The sequence below is a fragment of the Flavobacterium sp. HTF genome, from assembly GCF_003105115.1.
Taxonomy (GTDB): domain Bacteria; phylum Bacteroidota; class Bacteroidia; order Flavobacteriales; family Flavobacteriaceae; genus Flavobacterium.
On sequence record NZ_QETH01000025.1, the window covers coordinates 28,584 to 46,762 of the forward strand.

Below are 18,179 nucleotides of genomic sequence, written 5' to 3' on the forward strand. Positions count from 1 at the left end.
TAGCTGTTTTTTACCAGAAAATAACCTATAGTTACGAACGCAAAAATATACTTTTTATTATTTACTATAACATGAAATACTATATTTTTACTTACTAAAATAATTTAAAAATAATTTCGTTTTTTAAGCCTATGAAACAAGCCCTATTTCTATATCTGTTTTTAATCCCTTTCGCTTCATTTTCCCAGATAAATGGCACTCTGACGCTGGATTGGCAAAGCAAAAAAGAGATGGCTTTTGGCGACCATAAAATTGTCATTCCCTATTTTTCCGGAAGCACTTTTCGGTTTGATACTACCAAAAAAAGCATAAGTTTACTGCTTAACCCAGGCGAATCGAACTATACGGGCGGCAGTTTTCTGCTGCTGACAAACATTTTATATGAAACAATTTCAATTAACGAATTAGGGGATCTAAATCTGGAAAACATCCCTAATAAACCAAATGAAACGTTAAAAATTGCTTCGGCAAGAGATAAAAAGCAGGCTTATATTTCTCTTGATCCCATTATTAAGGAAGGAAACAGCTATAAACGTATAAAATCATTTTCCTATTCCATTAACAATAACACATCAAAAAGCAATAATTCTTCCGTTTATCAAAAATCAGGCGCTATTTATAATTCTGTTCTGGCTTCCGGTGATTGGTATCGGTTTTATATCGAAAAATCAGGCGTTTATAAAATTTCGAAATCATTTTTGCAAAGTATTGGATTCGATCCGGGGAAAGCTGACCCAAGAAGAATCAAAATATATGGAAACGGAGGAAAAATGCTTCCTCTTGCAAACAGTATCTATTATCCGGATGATTTAACTGAAAATGCCATTCAGATTGCCGGTGAAAATGACGGTGTTTTTGACAATGACGACTACATTCTGTTTTATGCCGAAGGAATTGATAACTGGAACACAGAAAGCCAAACCAACATAAATGTATTTGACAGCAAGTCTTACTATTATATTACGGTTACCGGCGGAGACGGAAAACGAATTCCAGTCCTAAACCAGCCAACAAACAACAGCACTCTGGAGTTAAACACTTACGACGACTATCAGCATCATGAAATTGACAAAATAAATATTGCTCACACCGGAAGACAATGGTTTGGGGAAGCATTTGATATTAATGAAGAACAAGAATTTGACTTTAATTTTCAAAATCTTGACACCTCAGTTCCTGTAAAAATTGAATTAAACGCAATTTCAGCAGCCTTTACTCCTACTTCATTTTTAGTCTCTTCTAATGGACAAACCATCGGAACATTAAATTTCCAGTCCTTAATATCCAACTCCAGCGTAAAATTTGACTCAAAAAAACTACCTGCAAACACCACATTTACCGGCGCAGAAAATATAAAAATCAAACTCACGTATAATAATAATGGAGTTCCGGGGTCAAAAGGATACCTTGATTACATTAATCTAATTGCTAAAAGAAAACTACTGGGAACAGGAAAACAATTCAGATTCCAATATGACTTAGCCGGTTCAACTGCCGGAACAGTAAATTATACCATTGGCAATGCATCCGGAATTTCTCAAATATGGGATATTACAGACCTATATAATGTATCAAAAGTTGAAAACGCCAATCAGGCAAGTTTTAGCTTCAAAGCTACACTAGGAGAAATAAGAAAATACATTGCAATTGACCCTGCCGATTATTTTACTCCTTTAAAAGATAGTCAGTCTAAAATTGTCAACCAAAATCTAAAAGGAACTCTTTTTAAAAATAATCAAAACACATTTCAGGATATTGATTATGTAATTATTACCCCAAAAAGTTTAGCCTCTCAGGCTGAAAGCCTGGCCAGTTTTCACCGAACCAATTCGAATCTGAATGTAAAAGTCATCACACTGGAAAACATCTATCAGGAATTTTCATCAGGAAAACAGGATATTGCCGCAATCAGAAACTGTATTAGATATATTTATGACAACGCCTCTTCACCAGAAAAAAGACTAAAATATATAAATCTGTTTGGCGATGCTTCTTATGATTATAAAGACCGCATCCAGAACAACAATAATATTGTACCAACATATCAGTCCTTAATAAGCAACACCGTTGGAGAAGGATCTTTTGCTTCTGATGATTTTTATGGACTGATGGATTCTGACGAAGGAAATTTGACATCATACGCCAAAGGAATTGACATTGCCGTAGGGCGAATGTTGGTTTCTGATAATTCCCAGGCTCAGGAAATGGTCAATAAAGTTTTGGAATATCATAATTCAAAATCTTATGGAAACTGGCGAAATAATGTTGTTTTAATTAGCGATGATGCAGATCAAAGTTCGGATGCAAGTTTACAGTCAAGACAAAATATATTAGCAGACCTTATAACAACAGAAAAACCGTTTTTTAATATCGAAAAAATATTTCTTGACTCTTACACTCAGGAAGCGTCTGCGGGTGGAGCCAGATATCCAAAGGCAAGAACCGATATTTTTAATGCTTTTGAAAAAGGCGCCTTAGTATTTAATTATTTAGGCCACGGAGGAGAAGATGGCCTGGCAAGCGAGCGAATTTGGGAAAAATCGGACGGGCAAAACCTAAGCAACCAATACAAATATCCTTTATTTATAACCATAACCTGCGAATTTTCACGCTTTGACGATCCCACGAGACCAACTGCCGGCGAATATACTTTTTGGAATCCAAAAGGCGGCGCCATCTCAATGCTTACAACCATACGTGAAATAGGACAATTTAATGCCGAAAACTTTAATGACAGCCTGAGCAAAAATTTACTTGCATACGGAAGCAATCAATACACTTCTATTGCCGAAGCATTACGTATTTCAAAAAATGAAAGTCCGAGTTCTGCCAGTAACGTTGTTTTTTACATAGGAGATCCTGCATTGATGTTAGCCATTCCAAAACCCCGAATTAATTTAACAAAAGTTAACGATGTTGTTATTTCGCAACCTGTTCCTGATTTTAAATCGTTGGCAAAAATTAAAATAACTGGTGAGATCACAGATGAAAACAATACGCTTTTAAGCAATTATACTGGCGAATTATCAACTTCTATTTTCGATAAAATAATCACCGCTACCACTTTAAACAATGATGGTTATAGCCCTGCAATGTCATTCAAAACCCTTGGTGAGACAATCTTCAGAGGAAATGCTTCTGTGAAAAACGGGCAATTTGAATTCAGTTTTGTTGTACCAAGAGATATCCGCATTCCTGTTGACAACGGAAAAATTAGTTTTTATTCCAAAAAAGAAGGAGCTCTTGAAAACCAATCCGGCTACAATACAACTATTAAAATAGGAGGTATAAATGAAAATGCCCCTCAGGACAATATAAATCCAAAAGTGAAGTTATATATGAACGACGAAACATTTGTTTCCGGAGGAATTACAAATAGTTCCCCTTTCTTATTGGCTTTTTTGGAAGATGAAAATGGTATAAATACAGCTAGCGGGATCGGTCATGATATCGTTGCTGTCTTAGATGGCGATGTTAGTAATCCTTATATTTTAAATGATTACTATCAGACTAAATTAGACGATTACACAAATGGAAACTTACGTTTCCCGTTAAGAAATTTAGAAGCAGGGTTGCATACTATAAGTTTTACAGCGTGGGATGTTTATAATAATCCCGTAACAAGCGAGATACAATTTATAGTTGTGGGAGATGAATCCCTGACTCTGTCGCACGTTCTCAATTATCCGAATCCATTTTCAACCTATACTCAATTTTGGTTTTCGCACAACAGGCCTTATGAACCTTTAGATGTTCAGGTTCAGGTAATGACAATTACAGGAAAAGTAGTCTGGACAAAAAACCAGATTATTACAACAGAGGGATTTTTGTCGAGAGAAATAACATGGGACGGGAGAGATGATTTTGGAGACCGTATTGGCAAAGGAGTTTATATCTATAAACTTACAGTTAAATCTAATTTAACAAATAAAAAAGCAGAAAAATACGAAAAACTTGTTATCTTATAATAATATATATATTTTTACCATAACATATTTAGCCCCATAAATGAAAAAAATATCGCTCCTATTAATTTGTTTTTTAGTAATCTCAGTCGCAAAAGCACAAGACATTGTTCCAATTACAACCGGAGTTCCCTTTTTATTAGTCGCAGCAGATGCACGAGCAGCTGGTATGGCAGATCAGGGAGTTGCAACTTCAGCAGACGCTTTTTCACAACAGTGGAATCCGGCAAAATATGCTTTTTCTGTTGACAAACAGGGTTTTTCTGTAAGCTATACTCCTTATTTAACAGATTTAGCCAATGATATTTCTCTTGGCCAGGCAACTTATTACAACAGGTTCAACGAAAGGAGTGCGTTTGCAGGAAGTTTACGTTTTTTCGGATTTGGTGACATTGAATTAAGAAAAGACCCTAATGACACCCCAAATGTTGTTTCTCCAAACGAATTCGCCTTAGATGGTTCGTACTCATTAAAACTGAGTGATAAATTCTCTATGGCAATTGGTGCAAGATATATAAGGTCTAATTTAAAAATTGCATCAGAGGATGTTGATGCATCAGCGGCAAGCACTTTTGCAATAGACGTTGCTGGATTTTTTCAATCAGAAGAAATTGCATATAACAGCTTCAACGGAAGATGGAGAGGAGGTTTTAACTTGCAAAATATGGGACGAAAAATAAGCTATGACAATGACGAAATCAGTGCCAACTTTTTGCCGGCTAACTTAAGATTAGGGGGAGGATTCGATTTTATACTTGACGATTACAACAAAGTAAGCGTTAGTGTTGAATTCTCAAAACTTATGGTTCCAACCCCTCCTGGACCCGGAACACCTGTTGACACAAATGGAGACGGAGACTTTAATGACCCTGAAGACATTACTCAGGGCGAAGCAAATTCTATAAACTACGATAAATATAATGATACGAGTTGGGTTGCCGGGATGTTTAAATCTTTTGGAGATGCACCGGGCGGTTTCAGCGAAGAATTAAAAGAAATCACTTATAGTGTTGGAGGGGAATATTTGTATCAGGATTCCTTTGCCGTTAGAGCAGGTTATTTCCATGAAAGCCCTGAAAAAGGAGCCCGTAAGTTTTTCTCTCTTGGAGCAGGTTTCAAATATAATGTAGTAAAAGTTGACGTTTCTTATTTATTTTCAGCATCAAAAGTTAAAAATCCGTTAGAAAATACGCTTCGTTTTTCTTTAACGTTTAACTTTGGCGACAAATACGAAGTTTACTAAACTAAAAAAATAAAACAATAATTACAATCCAAATTTCTACTTCAGGGAATTTGGATTTTTTTTCCCTTATAAAGAATGAAAGAAATAAGCTTTACATCATCATTTTTATCCTATACTTCATTAGAAGAATTACCAAAAGATATTCAGGAACTAATGAACGAAGCAGTCGAAGTACGTAAAAAAGCCTATGCCCCTTATTCACAATTTAGGGTCGGAGCAGCTTTATTATTAGATAATGGAAAAATAGTTTTAGGCTCTAATCAGGAAAATGCGGCTTATCCGTCAGGATTATGCGCAGAACGTGTAGCTATTTTTCATGCAGGGAGTGTTTATCCGGAAGCCAAAATTTTAAAAATGGCAATCACTGCAGCATCAGATACTAATCAGACAAAAGCACCTATTCCTCCTTGCGGCTCTTGCCGTCAGTCAATTGCAGAATACGAAATCAGACAGGACACCCCTATAGAAATCTATTTTATGGGTGAAATTGGTGAAATTTACAAGTCTGAATCCCTCAAAAATTTACTTCCTTTTATGTTTGATAAAAAGTTCTTGTAAAAAAAACCAAAAAGTAGCGTTTAAATTTTAGTTCTTAAATCTAATGTCTTATTTTTGCATCCCGACCTTTCGGGCGCAAATTTGTGGGAGGAAACTATTTTGCGTTACAGGCAACAATAATCGATAACACAAACAACTTTAGCAAAAGAAAGAATTCAGATGAAAGAAGTTACAAAAGAGGTATATTTAAAGTGGTATGAGGACATGCTACTTTGGAGAAAGTTTGAAGACAAACTTGCAGCATTATACATCCAACAAAAAGTTAGAGGTTTTCTACACTTATATAATGGTCAGGAGGCTGTACTAGCAGGTGCTCTGCATGCTATGGATCTGACCAAAGATAAAATGATTACTGCTTATAGAAACCACGTTCAGCCTATTGGTATGGGAGTTGATCCCAGAAATGTAATGGCGGAACTTTTAGGAAAAGCAACCGGAACTTCTAAAGGTATGGGAGGTTCTATGCACATTTTCTCTAAAGAGCACCGTTTTTACGGAGGTCACGGAATCGTTGGTGGACAAATTCCGGTAGGAGCTGGTTTAGCTTTTGCTGATAAATATTTCAACACAGGCGGGGTTACCATGACTTATTTTGGTGACGGTGCTGCCAGACAAGGTTCTCTTCACGAAGCTTTCAATATGGCTATGTTATGGAAATTACCAGTTGTATTTATCGTTGAGAACAACGGTTATGCAATGGGAACTTCTGTAGAAAGAACTGCAAACCACACAGACATCTGGAAATTAGGTTTAGGATACGAAATGCCTTGCGGACCTGTTGACGGAATGAATCCGGTAAAAGTTGCTGAAGCAATGCACGAAGCTATCGAAAGAGCGCGTCGCGGAGACGGACCAACTTTCCTTGAAATGAAAACGTACCGTTACAGAGGACACTCTATGTCTGATGCACAATTATACCGTTCTAAAGAAGAGGTTGAAGAGTACAAAAAAATTGACCCAATTACACAAGTTCTTGATGTAATCCTGGATCAAAAATATGCTACAGAAGAAGAAATTGAAGTAATTGACCAAAGAGTTAAAGACTTAGTTGAAGAATGTCAGAAATTCGCTGAAGAATCTCCATATCCAGACTTACAGCAATTATACGATGTAGTATACGCACAAGAAGACTATCCATTTACACCTCATAAACTATAACATCATGGCGATTAAAGTAACAATGCCTCGTTTGAGCGATACTATGACGGAAGGAACGGTAGCGACTTGGTTAAAAAAAGTAGGCGACAAAATCAGTGAAGGAGATATCTTAGCTGAAATTGAAACAGATAAAGCAACAATGGAGTTCGAATCTTTTAACGAAGGAACTCTTTTACATATCGGAATTCAGGCTGGAGAAACTGCTCCTGTCGATTCATTATTAGCCATCATTGGTAAAGAAGGAGAAGATATTTCTGCTCTTTTAGCCGGTGGTGATGCTCCTGCTGCTCCCGAAACTTCGGGACCAAAAGCGGATGCTCCTGCTGCTGAAGCAAAAACTGAAACTGCTGCTCCTGCTCCCAAAGCTTCGGGACTGGCAACTGAATTACCAAAAGGTGTTATAGTCGTAACTATGCCACGTTTGAGCGATACAATGACCGAAGGTACAGTGGCAACCTGGTTGAAAAAAGTGGGTGATGCTGTAGCGGAAGGCGATATCTTAGCGGAAATTGAAACAGACAAAGCGACTATGGAGTTTGAGTCTTTCAATGCCGGAACATTATTATATATCGGAATTCAGGAAGGAAACACTGCTCCTGTTGACAGCTTATTAGCTATCATCGGACCTGCAGGAACGGATATTTCCGGAATTGCTGACAACTATACTGCCGGAGGCGCTGCAACTGCTCCCGAAGCTTCGGGACCTGCTGCAGAAGAAACAAAAACTGCGCCTGCTGCTGAAAAAACAACAGAAACTGTAGCTGATAATTCAAACGGAAGAGTTTTAGCTTCACCATTAGCTAAAAAAATTGCTTCTGATAAAGGAATTCAATTATCACAAGTTAAAGGTTCAGGAGAAAACGGACGTATCGTAAAAAGCGATATCGAAAACTTTACTCCTGGTACACAAACTGCAACAAGTGCTGCTCCTGCCGCTAAAGCTGATGAAGCTAAAGCAGAAGCTCCAAAAGTATTTGTTCCTGCCGGTGAAGTTTACACTGAAGAGATCAAAAATTCTCAAATGCGTAAAATTATCGCAAAACGTCTTGCTGAATCATTATTTACTGCTCCTCACTACAACTTGGTGATTGAAGTAAGTATGGACGATGCCATGCAGGCAAGAACGACTATCAATACTGTTCCTGATACAAAAGTATCTTTCAACGATATGGTAATCAAAGCTTGTGCTTTAGCATTGAAAAAACATCCAAAAATCAATTCTCAGTGGAAAGAAGATGCTATCATCATCAACCACCACGTAAATATTGGTGTTGCTGTAGCGGTTGAAGACGGATTAGTAGTTCCTGTATTGAAATTTACAGATGCTATGAGTTTATCTCAAATTGGCGCTTCAGTAAGAGATCTTGCCGGAAGAGCTAAAAACAAGAAACTTGGACCACAGGAAATGGAAGGAAGTACTTTTACAGTATCTAACCTTGGAATGTTTGGTATTACTGAATTCAATTCAATTATCAACCAGCCAAACTCTGCTATCCTTTCTGTAGGTGCAATTGTTGAGAAACCAGTAGTTAAAAACGGTCAGATTGTAGTTGGAAACACTATGATGTTATCATTAGCTTGTGACCACAGAACAATTGATGGTGCAACTGGTGCTCAATTCTTACAAACATTAAAACAATACATCGAAAGCCCGGTTACAATGTTGGCATAACATTCTGCCCTAAGCTTAGAAGGTAATTTTTTATAATTAAATCCCGTTTTGTTTATTCAAAACGGGATTTTTTGTTTAATTTTCCTCTTCAAATTCAATACTTTATAAAATGAAAAAATTAACCTTTCTAATCTTATTTCTTACAGCAATAGCCTGCCAGAAAAAAGACCAAACAGAAAAACCAACCAGCGTTACAGACGAACACAGTTATTCTAAACCAGAACTTGCTGTAGTTAAACACCTTGATCTTGACATTAAAGTTGATTTTGACACACAGACAATTTCAGGAAAAGCTTCGTGGACAATTGATAACATCAGTAAAGGAAATGAGATTATTTTCGACGAAAACACACTTGAAATTACCAAAGTAACTTTAGGTGACGACGAAAAAGAAACCAAATTTGAACTTGGAAAAGATGTTGAATTTCACGGAAAACCAATTCATATAACAATCGAACCGAATACAACCAAAGTAAACATTTACTACAGCACAACTAAAGATGCCGTTGCGCTACAATGGCTGACTCCGGCGCAAACTGCTGACAAAAAGAAACCTTTCGTTTTTTCTCAGGGAGAAAGTGTTTGGTCCCGTACCTGGATTCCCTGCCAGGATTCTCCGGGAGTACGTTTTACTTATAATGCAAAAGTTACAGTTCCTAAAGATTTATTGGCCGTAATGAGCGCTGTAAACCCACAGAAGAAAAATGATACCGGAGTTTATACTTTCAAACAAGATAAAGCAATTCCGTCTTATTTAATGGCGATTGCTGTTGGGGATATTGAATTTCAGGCTATTGATAACAGAACAGGAGTTTATGCAGAACCTTCAATGTTGAAAAAATCAGCCTGGGAATTTGCTGAATTAGGAAAAATGGTTGTTGCTGCCGAAAAATTATACGGACCTTATCGTTGGGGACGTTACGATGTATTGGTTTTACCTCCAAGTTTCCCTTATGGCGGAATGGAAAATCCAAACTTAACGTTTTTAACTCCGGGAGTTATTGCCGGAGATCGCTCATTAACTAGTTTATTAGCACACGAATTAGGTCACAGCTGGAGTGGAAATTTAGTAACCAATGCAACCTGGGATGATATTTGGTTAAACGAAGGTTTTACCACTTATGTTGAACACAGAATCGGAGAAGCCATCTTCGGCAAGAAAGAATTTGAAATGCAGAATGTCATCACTAATAAAGAATTAGTTGATAATGTTGCCGAATATGGTGACACAAATCCAGATACCCGATTAAAGGTAAGCCTTACGGGAAGAAACCCTGATGACGGAATCAGTATGATTCCGTATGTGAAAGGATATGCCTTTTTAAGAGTTATTGAAAATGCGGTTGGACGCGACAAATTTGACCCATTCATTAAAAACTATTTTGATTCACATGCTTTCAAATCGATTACAACAGAAGATTTCGTTAAATATTTGAATGAAAATCTAATTAAAGGAGATAAAGCTTTAGCGGATAAAATCCAATTAGATAACTGGATTTACAAACCTGGAATTCCATCAAACATTACTGCAGTAAGTTCAGCCGATTTTGATGCTATTGATAAAATTCAAAAAAGCTGGAGAGAAACAGGTGTTGCAGGTTTAAGCAAAAAAATCACGACAACAGCAGAAAAACAGCACTTTATAGATCATCTTCCGGCTGATATTAAGGTAAAAGAAATAGAAGCAATCGATAATGAATTCAACTTTACCAAAGGCGGAAATTTCATTATCAAACGTCAGTGGTTTGTTCAGGCAATTCGTCATCAGTACAAAGCCGCAAATCCTGCGATTGAACAATTTTTAATTGGAATCAGCAGAACTGGATCTGTAATGATGCTATATAAAGAAATGGTTAAAACCCCGGAAGGAAAAGTTTGGGCAAAACAAATCTTTGAAAAAGCTAAATCTGGTTATCATGCAACCACAATTCAGGCTGTTGAAGGTGTTTTGAAATAAACTTCTCAAAAATATTATTTTAAAAACAGGTTGTCCTTTCAAGGACAACCTGTTTTTTTTAGTCCTATTTGTCAATCCAAGGAACGAGACTCTAGCGGTACCGAACAGACGAAGTAAATCACACTCAAAATTCTGTAATGAGAATCCAATCTTTGTCGAATCCCGCGTGTGATTTCTCCTTTCAGTCGAAATGACAAGATTGCGTTTAATACTCAAAAGAAAAGAGGAGGGAAAATTGTCCATTACATAGCGTGAATTCTCCATGTTCTAAAATCTGTAATCGTTGCAACTTTGTAATGTCAAAAGACAACAACAAATTAATAACATAAAAATTAAATAAAATGACACGATTAACAGCATTAAACCCGGAAGAAGTAATAGGAAAAACTAAAGATTTATTCAACGCTGTACAGGCAAAATTAGGAGTAGTTCCGAATATGATGAGAACGATGGGGAATTCTCCTGCGGTTCTTGAAGGATATTTAAATTTAAGCGGCGCTTTAAGCCACGGAAAATTAAGCGCAAAAACAGGAGAATTAATTGCCTTAGCAGTTTCAGAAAGCAACTCTTGTGATTATTGTTTAGCTGCTCACACTTTCATTGGCGAGAAATTAGTAAAAGCAGACCCGGAAGTATTACACAATGCAAGAACAGGAAATTCTGCAGATGAAAAAACAGCAGGAATTTTACAATTCGCAAAAACATTAATCAGTAAAAACGGATTAGTAAACGATCAGGATGTTACAGCAGTAAGAAATGCAGGCGCAACAGATGCGGAAATTTCAGAAGTCATTGCTCACGTAGGACTGAATGTATTTACAAACTACTTCAACAATACCGCAAATACAGAAATTGATTTCCCTGTAGTTCAGGCTGTATAATCCAAAAAAAACAACACAACACTCTCACAAAGATAGTTATGATTCATTTCGTAACTATCTTTATCTTTACCTAAACAATTCAGATTATGAGCAACCAAAATGCTTTTACTTTAATAAATCCACAAAATGGAAATCTGGCTTTTAAACTTCTTTCGTTCGAAGATAACAGCCATTTTGATCATATTCAGCGTAATAATTATTTTTCCCTAATCTGGGTAATCAAAGGCAACGGAAAAGTAAAAGCTGATTTTGCAGAACATCAATTTGAAGAAGGTTCACTCCTCGCCTTCTCTCCGTATCAGCCTTTTATGATTTGTACAAAAGAGGATATTCAGGGAATTGCAATTCATTTTCATCCTGATTTTTACTGTATTCACATGCATCAAAAAGAGGTTTCCTGCAATGGGGTTTTGTTTAATAATGTATATCAGCCGCCATTTACCAAAATTACTGATCAGGCAAAAGCTACTTTTGAGATGGTAATCGCCCAGATGAAAACCGAAATACAAAATGCAGAACTGGCTCAATACGAATTATTGATTTCGTATCTGAAAATATTTTTAATCACCGCTTCCAGATTAAAAAATGAGCAATTAGAAGAGTTAAAATCGTTTCCGGATTCTAAAGAACCTTTTATTTTACAAAATCTAAAAGACGCTATTGAAGATCATTTCAAAACCAAACATTCAGCCGGAAATTATGCTGAATTGCTTAACATTTCGGCTAAAGCCTTAGCTAAATTATCCAAGAATTACTTTAACAAAACCCTTACTGATCTTATTGCCGAAAGAATTATTATTGAAGCAAAAAGAGAATTGTATATGACCAATAAAACGGTCAAGGAAATTGCATACGAACTGGGTTATGATGACGAACATTATTTCAGTCGGTTCTTTAAGACTAATGCAGATGTTTCGCCTCAATTGTATCGTGAAACTGTCGGATTTGGAAAAATGGTTTAATTTTTATTTTTCGCTTCAATCCACTTTGACATGTATTTGGTGCTTTTTAAAGTATGATGCTGAAGAAGGCTTCCCATAAAATTATGAAGTCGGTGATTTTCAGAATCACTCATTAAATCATTTACTATATTTATCAAAACTGAAGCAAATTTGCTTTTTTGATAACATGCATTTACAATCGCAATTCCATTTTTCTGAGATTGTTTCCAAAGATTTTTATCCTGATATAAGGCAACAGCCTGTTTAGCAAAAAGTTCCATATCATTGGTAATAAAGCCATTCCAGGGTAAATCGGCATGCATTGCTTCTGCTCCTGTTTCTGTAGTAACACTAGGAGTACCGCATTGAATGGCTTCTAAAAGCTTTCCTTTTAAACCTGCACCAAACCGAATCGGAGCCAGAACCACCTTTGCTTTTTTTACAATTTCGTTTGCATCAGCAGCTCTTCCCATGATAAAAAAACCTTCTTTAGGCTGATGTAATTGCAATACTTTTTGCGACGGATAAGCACCATAAACTTTTAAAACTGCTTCCGGAAAATCTTTTCTGATGAAAGCCCAAACGGTTTCTTTAAGATGCTGAACCGTATTCCAGTTGGGTTCGTGAAGAAAATTCCCAATAAAAACGAAATCCTCACGGTCTTCAAACAAAGGCAGGTTCAGAAGATCGCTTTCGTTCATTTCATCCGTCAAAAAAGGTAGATAAAACAGTAATTTGGAATCAATTTTAAAAATATCATTTAGAATTTTCATTTCAAACCCAGAAATAATCAAAGATAAATCACATCTTAAAATACTTGCAATTTCGCGCTTTGCCACTTCTTCCGATAATAAATCAAATAACTCAAAAGTTCTTTTTTCTTTAAAAGCTTTTTGCCTTGCCGTTCTTAAACAGTGTAAATCCTCAGTATCGAGTATTCGAATTGCTTTTGGGCAATTTTCTGCAACACGCCATCCAAACTGTTCTTCAATCATAAAACGATCAAACAAAACAACGTCAGGATTTAATCCAGTGATATAATCATCAAAACTGGAACTATTTAATTCGATTGATTTTTTCCCGACTCCAAACACTGCCAAATCAACCATAAAATCACTGTCTAAAGCCGGGCTTGCAAATGTAATTTCAAATCCATTTTCCTTAAAAACAGAAATTAACTGCATCATTCTCCCGCCAGCCGCAGACGAATTTGGTTCGGGCCAGACAAAACCAATTATTAAAAGTTTTTTTGTTTGATTCATTTTGATTCTTTGAACTACAAAATAATGGTTTTTTACGCGTAATTACACCATATTTCCTGATTTTACGTGATAAAAAAGAACTAATTTTGCAAAATATAAATCTGCAATAATTATGTTAGGATTAAAATTAGCTACGGATCCGCGCTGGGTAAATATAGTCGAATCAAATATCGAAGAAATTTTAACGGATCACGCCTGGTGTGAGCAGAAGGCAGCTTCAAACGCCATCAGCTTAGTTACGTATAACTCTGAATTAGAGGAACTAGTAACCGAAATGCTCGTAATAGCCCGAGAAGAGTTAGAGCATTTGCAAATGGTTCATGATATAATAAAAAAAAGAGGACTGACTTTGGGACGGGAGAGAAAAGATCATTATGTGAATGAGCTTTTTAAATTTATGAAGAAAGACGGAAGCCGTAAAGATGCTCTTTGCGACCGTTTACTTTTTTCAGCCATGATAGAAGCAAGAAGCTGTGAGCGTTTTAAAGTACTTTCTGAAAACATAAAAGACGAAGAACTGGCCAAATTTTATCGCGATTTAATGATTTCTGAAGCCGGACATTATACAACTTTTTTAGGATTCGCCAGAAAATATACAGACAATATAGATATTGACAAACGCTGGAAAGAATGGATTGAATACGAAGGTTCAATTATTACTAATTATGGAAAAAGTGAAACCGTTCACGGATAATTTTTTGCCATTTTCCCATTTACTTTATAAAATTCAATTTTAACAAAACCTGTTATGTCAAAAAATAAATCCAGATCGATCGTATTTAAAATTGCCAAATACGTCGGAATAACGTTTGCCGTTATTTTAGGATTATTGTTTTTAACCCCAATCGTTTTTGCAGATCAGATTAAAGATCAGATTAAAAAAACTGCTAATGAAAGATTAAGTGCCGAACTAAATTATTCTGATGTTTCCGTTTCTTTTTTCCGTCATTTTCCGTCATTAACCTTAACTTTAAATGACTTAAAGCTAAACGGGTCTGCACCTTATAAAGACCAACCTTTTATTACTGCAAAAGAGGTTTCTTTCGGAATAGATGTCGCTAGTTTAATTTTTAGCAAATCTGTAAAAATCGACCAGATTTATCTTTCTGACTCGTCTATTGATGTAAAAGTAAATGAAAAAGGAGAAGCCAATTATAACGTTTACAAATCATCTGCACAAACCCCAAAATCTAAAGACAGCACAGATACAGCCTTAAAACTGGAAAGAATCGAAATTATAAACAGCAAAATTGTTTATGATGACCAATCTACCAAAGTTCATTTTGATGCTTTTAGTTTTAATTATTTAGGGAAAGGAAATCTGGATAAATCGATTTTTGACTTGTACTCAAAAGCCAAAATTGAAAAATTAAATATTGTTTATGAAGGCGAACCCTATTTAATGAATAAACAGATTGATGCTGACTTAATTACCAAAGTAAATGTCAACTCCTTATCTTTCGTTTTTGAACAGAACAATTTAAAAATCAATCAGCTTTTGGTCGATTTTAAAGGAAAATTTGATTTCCTTAAAGATGGATATAATATGGATCTTGTCTTAAAATCGGACAACAGTGATCTATACGATGTTTTTACTGCATTTCCTCCAAAATATATTACCTGGCTTTCTAAAACAGAATTAAAAGGAAATACCAACCTCCTTTTAACCTTAAAAGGAAATTATATTGCCTCACAGCATGTTGCGCCAGATTTGAATTTGGATTTAAAGCTGGAAAATGGTTTTGTAAATTATAATAAAAGTGCTTTTCCGGTTTCGAATTTAAATTTTGAAATTAAAACAACTGTACCTTCTTTAAATCCTGATCTTCTGATTGTTGATGCTAAAAATCTATCTTTAAATATTAACAAGGATTATTTAAAATCAAAGTTTTACATGAAAGGCCTGGCTACACCAGATATCAATGCTGATTTTAAAGCCAAAATTGATCTTGAAAAACTAAACAGAGGTCTTGGAATTCCTGACCTGACTTTAAAAGGAAGTTTAATCGGAGACATTAATGCAAAAGGTAAATTTGATCAAAAGAACAAGCTTTTTCCTGTTACAAATGGAAATATTGACCTGAAGAATGGTTATTTAAAGACAAAATATTACCCAAATCCAATTACTAACATCGTAGTAAAAACCAAAATTGAAAACCAAAAAGGAACTTTTCAGGATTTAAAAATTAGCCTGAAACCTGTTCAGTTTACTTTTGAAGGAAAACCTGTTTTTGTACAGGCTGATTTAAGTAATTTTAATGATTTAAATTATGACGTAAAAGCAAAAGGAGAACTTGATGTAAACAAAATTTACAAAGTTTTTGCTCAAAAGGGACTTAATTTAGACGGTTACGTAAAAGCAGATTTAGCATTGAAAGGCAGACAAAGCGATGCCGAAAAAGGCAATTACAGCAAACTAAACAATAAAGGAACCCTGGAACTTAGAAACATCGGAATTGCTTCTGAATATCTGCCTCAAAAATTTATCATCAAAGAAGGTATTTTTAAAATCAATCAGGATAAAATGACATTCAATAACTTTTTGGCTGCTTACGGGCAATCTGATTTTACAATGAATGGCTATTTACAAAATGTGTTTAATTATGCAACAAGCAAAACCGGTATTTTAAGAGGATCTTTTAAAGTTTCGTCAAGATACATCAATATTGATGAATTTATGTCGAAAACAACAGCCGATGCTTCAGCAGCACAGCCCGAAGCAAAATCAACCGGAGTAATTATAATTCCTGCCAATCTGAATGTGCAATTGACCGCAAATGCTCAGAAAGTAAATTTCGATAAATTGAATCTTCAAAATGCTTCCGGAAATTTAAAAATGAACAAAGGTAAGCTGACAATGCAAAACACCGGCTTTAATTTGATTGGCTGTAACGTCATAATGAATGGCAATTATCTGGCAGTAACGCCTCAAAAAGCAAATTTCGACTATAACATTAAAGCTTCTGATTTCGATATCAAAAGAGCTTATAATGAAGTCGAAGTCTTCAGGAAAATGGCAAGTGCTGCCGAAAAAGCTCAGGGAATTGTTTCTCTTGATTATCAATTAAAAGGTCGCCTGAACGGGAATATGGAACCTGTTTATCCTTCTTTAGTTGGAGGCGGAACTCTTTCTGTAAAAGATGTAAAAGTGAGAGGATTAAAAATGTTTAATGCCGTGAGCAAACAAACAAGTTCTGAGTCGATGAAAAATCCTGATGTTTCAAAAGTGGATATCAAAACTACAATCAAGAACAACATAATGACGGTAGAACGCTTTAAATTTAAGTTTGCCGGCTTTAGACCAAGAATTGAAGGCACAACAAGTCTTGACGGAAAACTGAACTTAAAAATGCGTTTAGGATTACCTCCTTTAGGAATATTTGGAATTCCGCTTACTGTGACCGGAACTCAGGATAATCCTAAAGTAAAAGTAGGAAGAAAAACAGAAGATCTGGAAGAAACTAAAGATACAGAATAAAGGAAAATTCCAATTCTGGAAACTCCAAATTCCAATTTTTATTATACAGCCCTTTGTCAAAGTTTAAAACTTTGACAAAGGGCTTTTTCGTTTACAACAGAGCGCAACACTGTCATCCTGACGAAGGAAGGATCACACAAGGAATTCCGCAATCAAAGTCGTCAATCTTTACCAAATTTCTATTGTAATCCTTCCTCCGTCAGTATGACACATAACAAAAACAAAAAACCCGTTCATTTCTGAACGGGTTTTGTAATAAGTAATCTAATGATTATGCTTCGAATGGAAGGATAGATACATAAGATTTGTTATCTTTTTTCTTTTGGAACTTAACAACTCCAGCTACTCTTGCGTGTAGTGTGTGATCTTTACTGATGTAAACGTTTTCACCTGGATTATGTTTTGAACCTCTTTGTCTAACGATGATGTTCCCAGCAATAGCAGCTTGACCACCAAAAATCTTAACGCCTAAACGTTTTGATTCTGATTCTCTACCATTCTTCGAACTACCGACACCTTTCTTGTGAGCCATGACGTATGAGTTTAAATATTGTTATTATTCTTTAGTAGCTTCTTTTTTTGCTTTTGGAGCTGCTGCTTTTTTCGCTTTTGGAGCTGCTTCAACTTCAGTTGCCGGAGCATCTTCTGCTACAACTGCTTTTTTAGCTGCTGCTTTTTTAGTTCCACCTGCTGCAGTAATACCTTCAATTACAATTTGAGTAAGATATTGTCTGTGACCATTTCTCTTTTTGTAACCTTTTCTTCTTTTCTTTTTGAAAACGATTACTTTATCTCCTTTTAAGTGTTGTAACACTTTAGCTTCTACTGAAGCACCTTCTATAGCTGGGGCGCCTAAAGTTACGCTTCCGTTATCGTCTAATAAAAGAACTTTGTCAAATGAAATACTTGAACCTTCTTCGTTAGACAAACGGTTAACATAAACCTTTAAGTCTTTGCTTACTTTAAATTGTTGCCCTGCTATCTCTACGATTGCATACATACCAAATTGATTTATTGATTTTTAAGGTTGCAAATATACAATTAATAATTTACTGTGCAATCTC

General features: G+C 35.6%; 13 protein-coding genes. 10 read left to right on the forward strand and 3 right to left on the reverse strand.

What is annotated here, in order from left to right:
- The first annotated feature begins 131 nt into the window (after positions 1 to 131).
- The 8 genes from porU (at position 132) to DCO46_RS09945 (ending at position 12,396) form a co-directional block, all read left to right on the forward strand.
- Positions 132 to 3,968 (forward strand): type IX secretion system sortase PorU, encoded by a 3,837-nt coding sequence (gene porU, locus DCO46_RS09910; RefSeq protein WP_116752401.1) that lies wholly within the window; start codon positions 132 to 134, stop codon positions 3,966 to 3,968.
- A gap of 40 nt (positions 3,969 to 4,008) precedes the next feature.
- Positions 4,009 to 5,208 (forward strand): type IX secretion system outer membrane channel protein PorV, encoded by a 1,200-nt coding sequence (gene porV, locus DCO46_RS09915; protein WP_116752402.1) that lies wholly within the window; start codon positions 4,009 to 4,011, stop codon positions 5,206 to 5,208.
- A gap of 75 nt (positions 5,209 to 5,283) precedes the next feature.
- Positions 5,284 to 5,766 (forward strand): cytidine deaminase, encoded by a 483-nt coding sequence (gene cdd, locus DCO46_RS09920; protein ID WP_116752403.1) that lies wholly within the window; start codon positions 5,284 to 5,286, stop codon positions 5,764 to 5,766.
- A 159-nt stretch (positions 5,767 to 5,925) separates the two neighbouring features.
- Positions 5,926 to 6,924 (forward strand): pyruvate dehydrogenase (acetyl-transferring) E1 component subunit alpha, encoded by a 999-nt coding sequence (pdhA, locus tag DCO46_RS09925; protein WP_035645485.1) that lies wholly within the window; start codon positions 5,926 to 5,928, stop codon positions 6,922 to 6,924.
- A 4-nt stretch (positions 6,925 to 6,928) separates the two neighbouring features.
- Positions 6,929 to 8,596, forward strand: a complete 1,668-nt coding sequence (locus DCO46_RS09930; RefSeq protein ID WP_116752404.1) for a pyruvate dehydrogenase complex dihydrolipoamide acetyltransferase — start codon at positions 6,929 to 6,931, stop codon at positions 8,594 to 8,596.
- 109 nt (positions 8,597 to 8,705) lie between these two features.
- A complete protein-coding gene (locus tag DCO46_RS09935) occupies positions 8,706 to 10,553 on the forward strand; it encodes a hydrolase/aminopeptidase (RefSeq protein ID WP_116752405.1) in 1,848 nt (615 codons plus the stop codon).
- 341 nt (positions 10,554 to 10,894) lie between these two features.
- On the forward strand, positions 10,895 to 11,434 hold the full coding sequence (locus tag DCO46_RS09940) for a carboxymuconolactone decarboxylase family protein (protein ID WP_116752406.1): 540 nt from the start codon (positions 10,895 to 10,897) through the stop codon (positions 11,432 to 11,434).
- Positions 11,435 to 11,520: 86 nt separating this feature from the next.
- A complete protein-coding gene (locus tag DCO46_RS09945; protein ID WP_116752407.1) occupies positions 11,521 to 12,396 on the forward strand; it encodes a helix-turn-helix domain-containing protein in 876 nt (291 codons plus the stop codon).
- On the opposite strand, the gene DCO46_RS09950 is transcribed toward DCO46_RS09945, so the two are convergent.
- Positions 12,393 to 13,637, reverse strand: a complete 1,245-nt coding sequence (locus DCO46_RS09950) for a glycosyltransferase family 4 protein (RefSeq protein WP_116752408.1) — start codon at positions 13,635 to 13,637, stop codon at positions 12,393 to 12,395. The genes DCO46_RS09945 and DCO46_RS09950 overlap by 4 nt on opposite strands.
- 112 nt (positions 13,638 to 13,749) lie before the next feature.
- Between DCO46_RS09950 and DCO46_RS09955 the strand changes: the two genes are divergently transcribed.
- Together DCO46_RS09955 and DCO46_RS09960 are read left to right on the forward strand one after the other, a co-directional pair.
- Positions 13,750 to 14,331: a tRNA-(ms[2]io[6]A)-hydroxylase gene (locus tag DCO46_RS09955; protein WP_035685975.1), complete on the forward strand. Its 582-nt coding sequence runs from the start codon at positions 13,750 to 13,752 to the stop codon at positions 14,329 to 14,331.
- A gap of 54 nt (positions 14,332 to 14,385) precedes the next feature.
- Positions 14,386 to 17,115: an AsmA-like C-terminal region-containing protein gene (locus DCO46_RS09960; RefSeq protein ID WP_116752409.1), complete on the forward strand. Its 2,730-nt coding sequence runs from the start codon at positions 14,386 to 14,388 to the stop codon at positions 17,113 to 17,115.
- 271 nt (positions 17,116 to 17,386) lie between these two features.
- Here the strand turns inward: DCO46_RS09960 and rpmA are convergent, their stop codons facing one another.
- Positions 17,387 to 17,647, reverse strand: coding sequence for a 50S ribosomal protein L27 (rpmA, locus tag DCO46_RS09965; RefSeq protein ID WP_017497241.1), 261 nt, complete (start codon positions 17,645 to 17,647; stop codon positions 17,387 to 17,389).
- Between the two features lie 24 nt (positions 17,648 to 17,671).
- Positions 17,672 to 18,115, reverse strand: a complete 444-nt coding sequence (gene rplU / locus DCO46_RS09970; RefSeq protein ID WP_065448104.1) for a 50S ribosomal protein L21 — start codon at positions 18,113 to 18,115, stop codon at positions 17,672 to 17,674.
- Positions 18,116 to 18,179 lie beyond the last annotated feature (64 nt).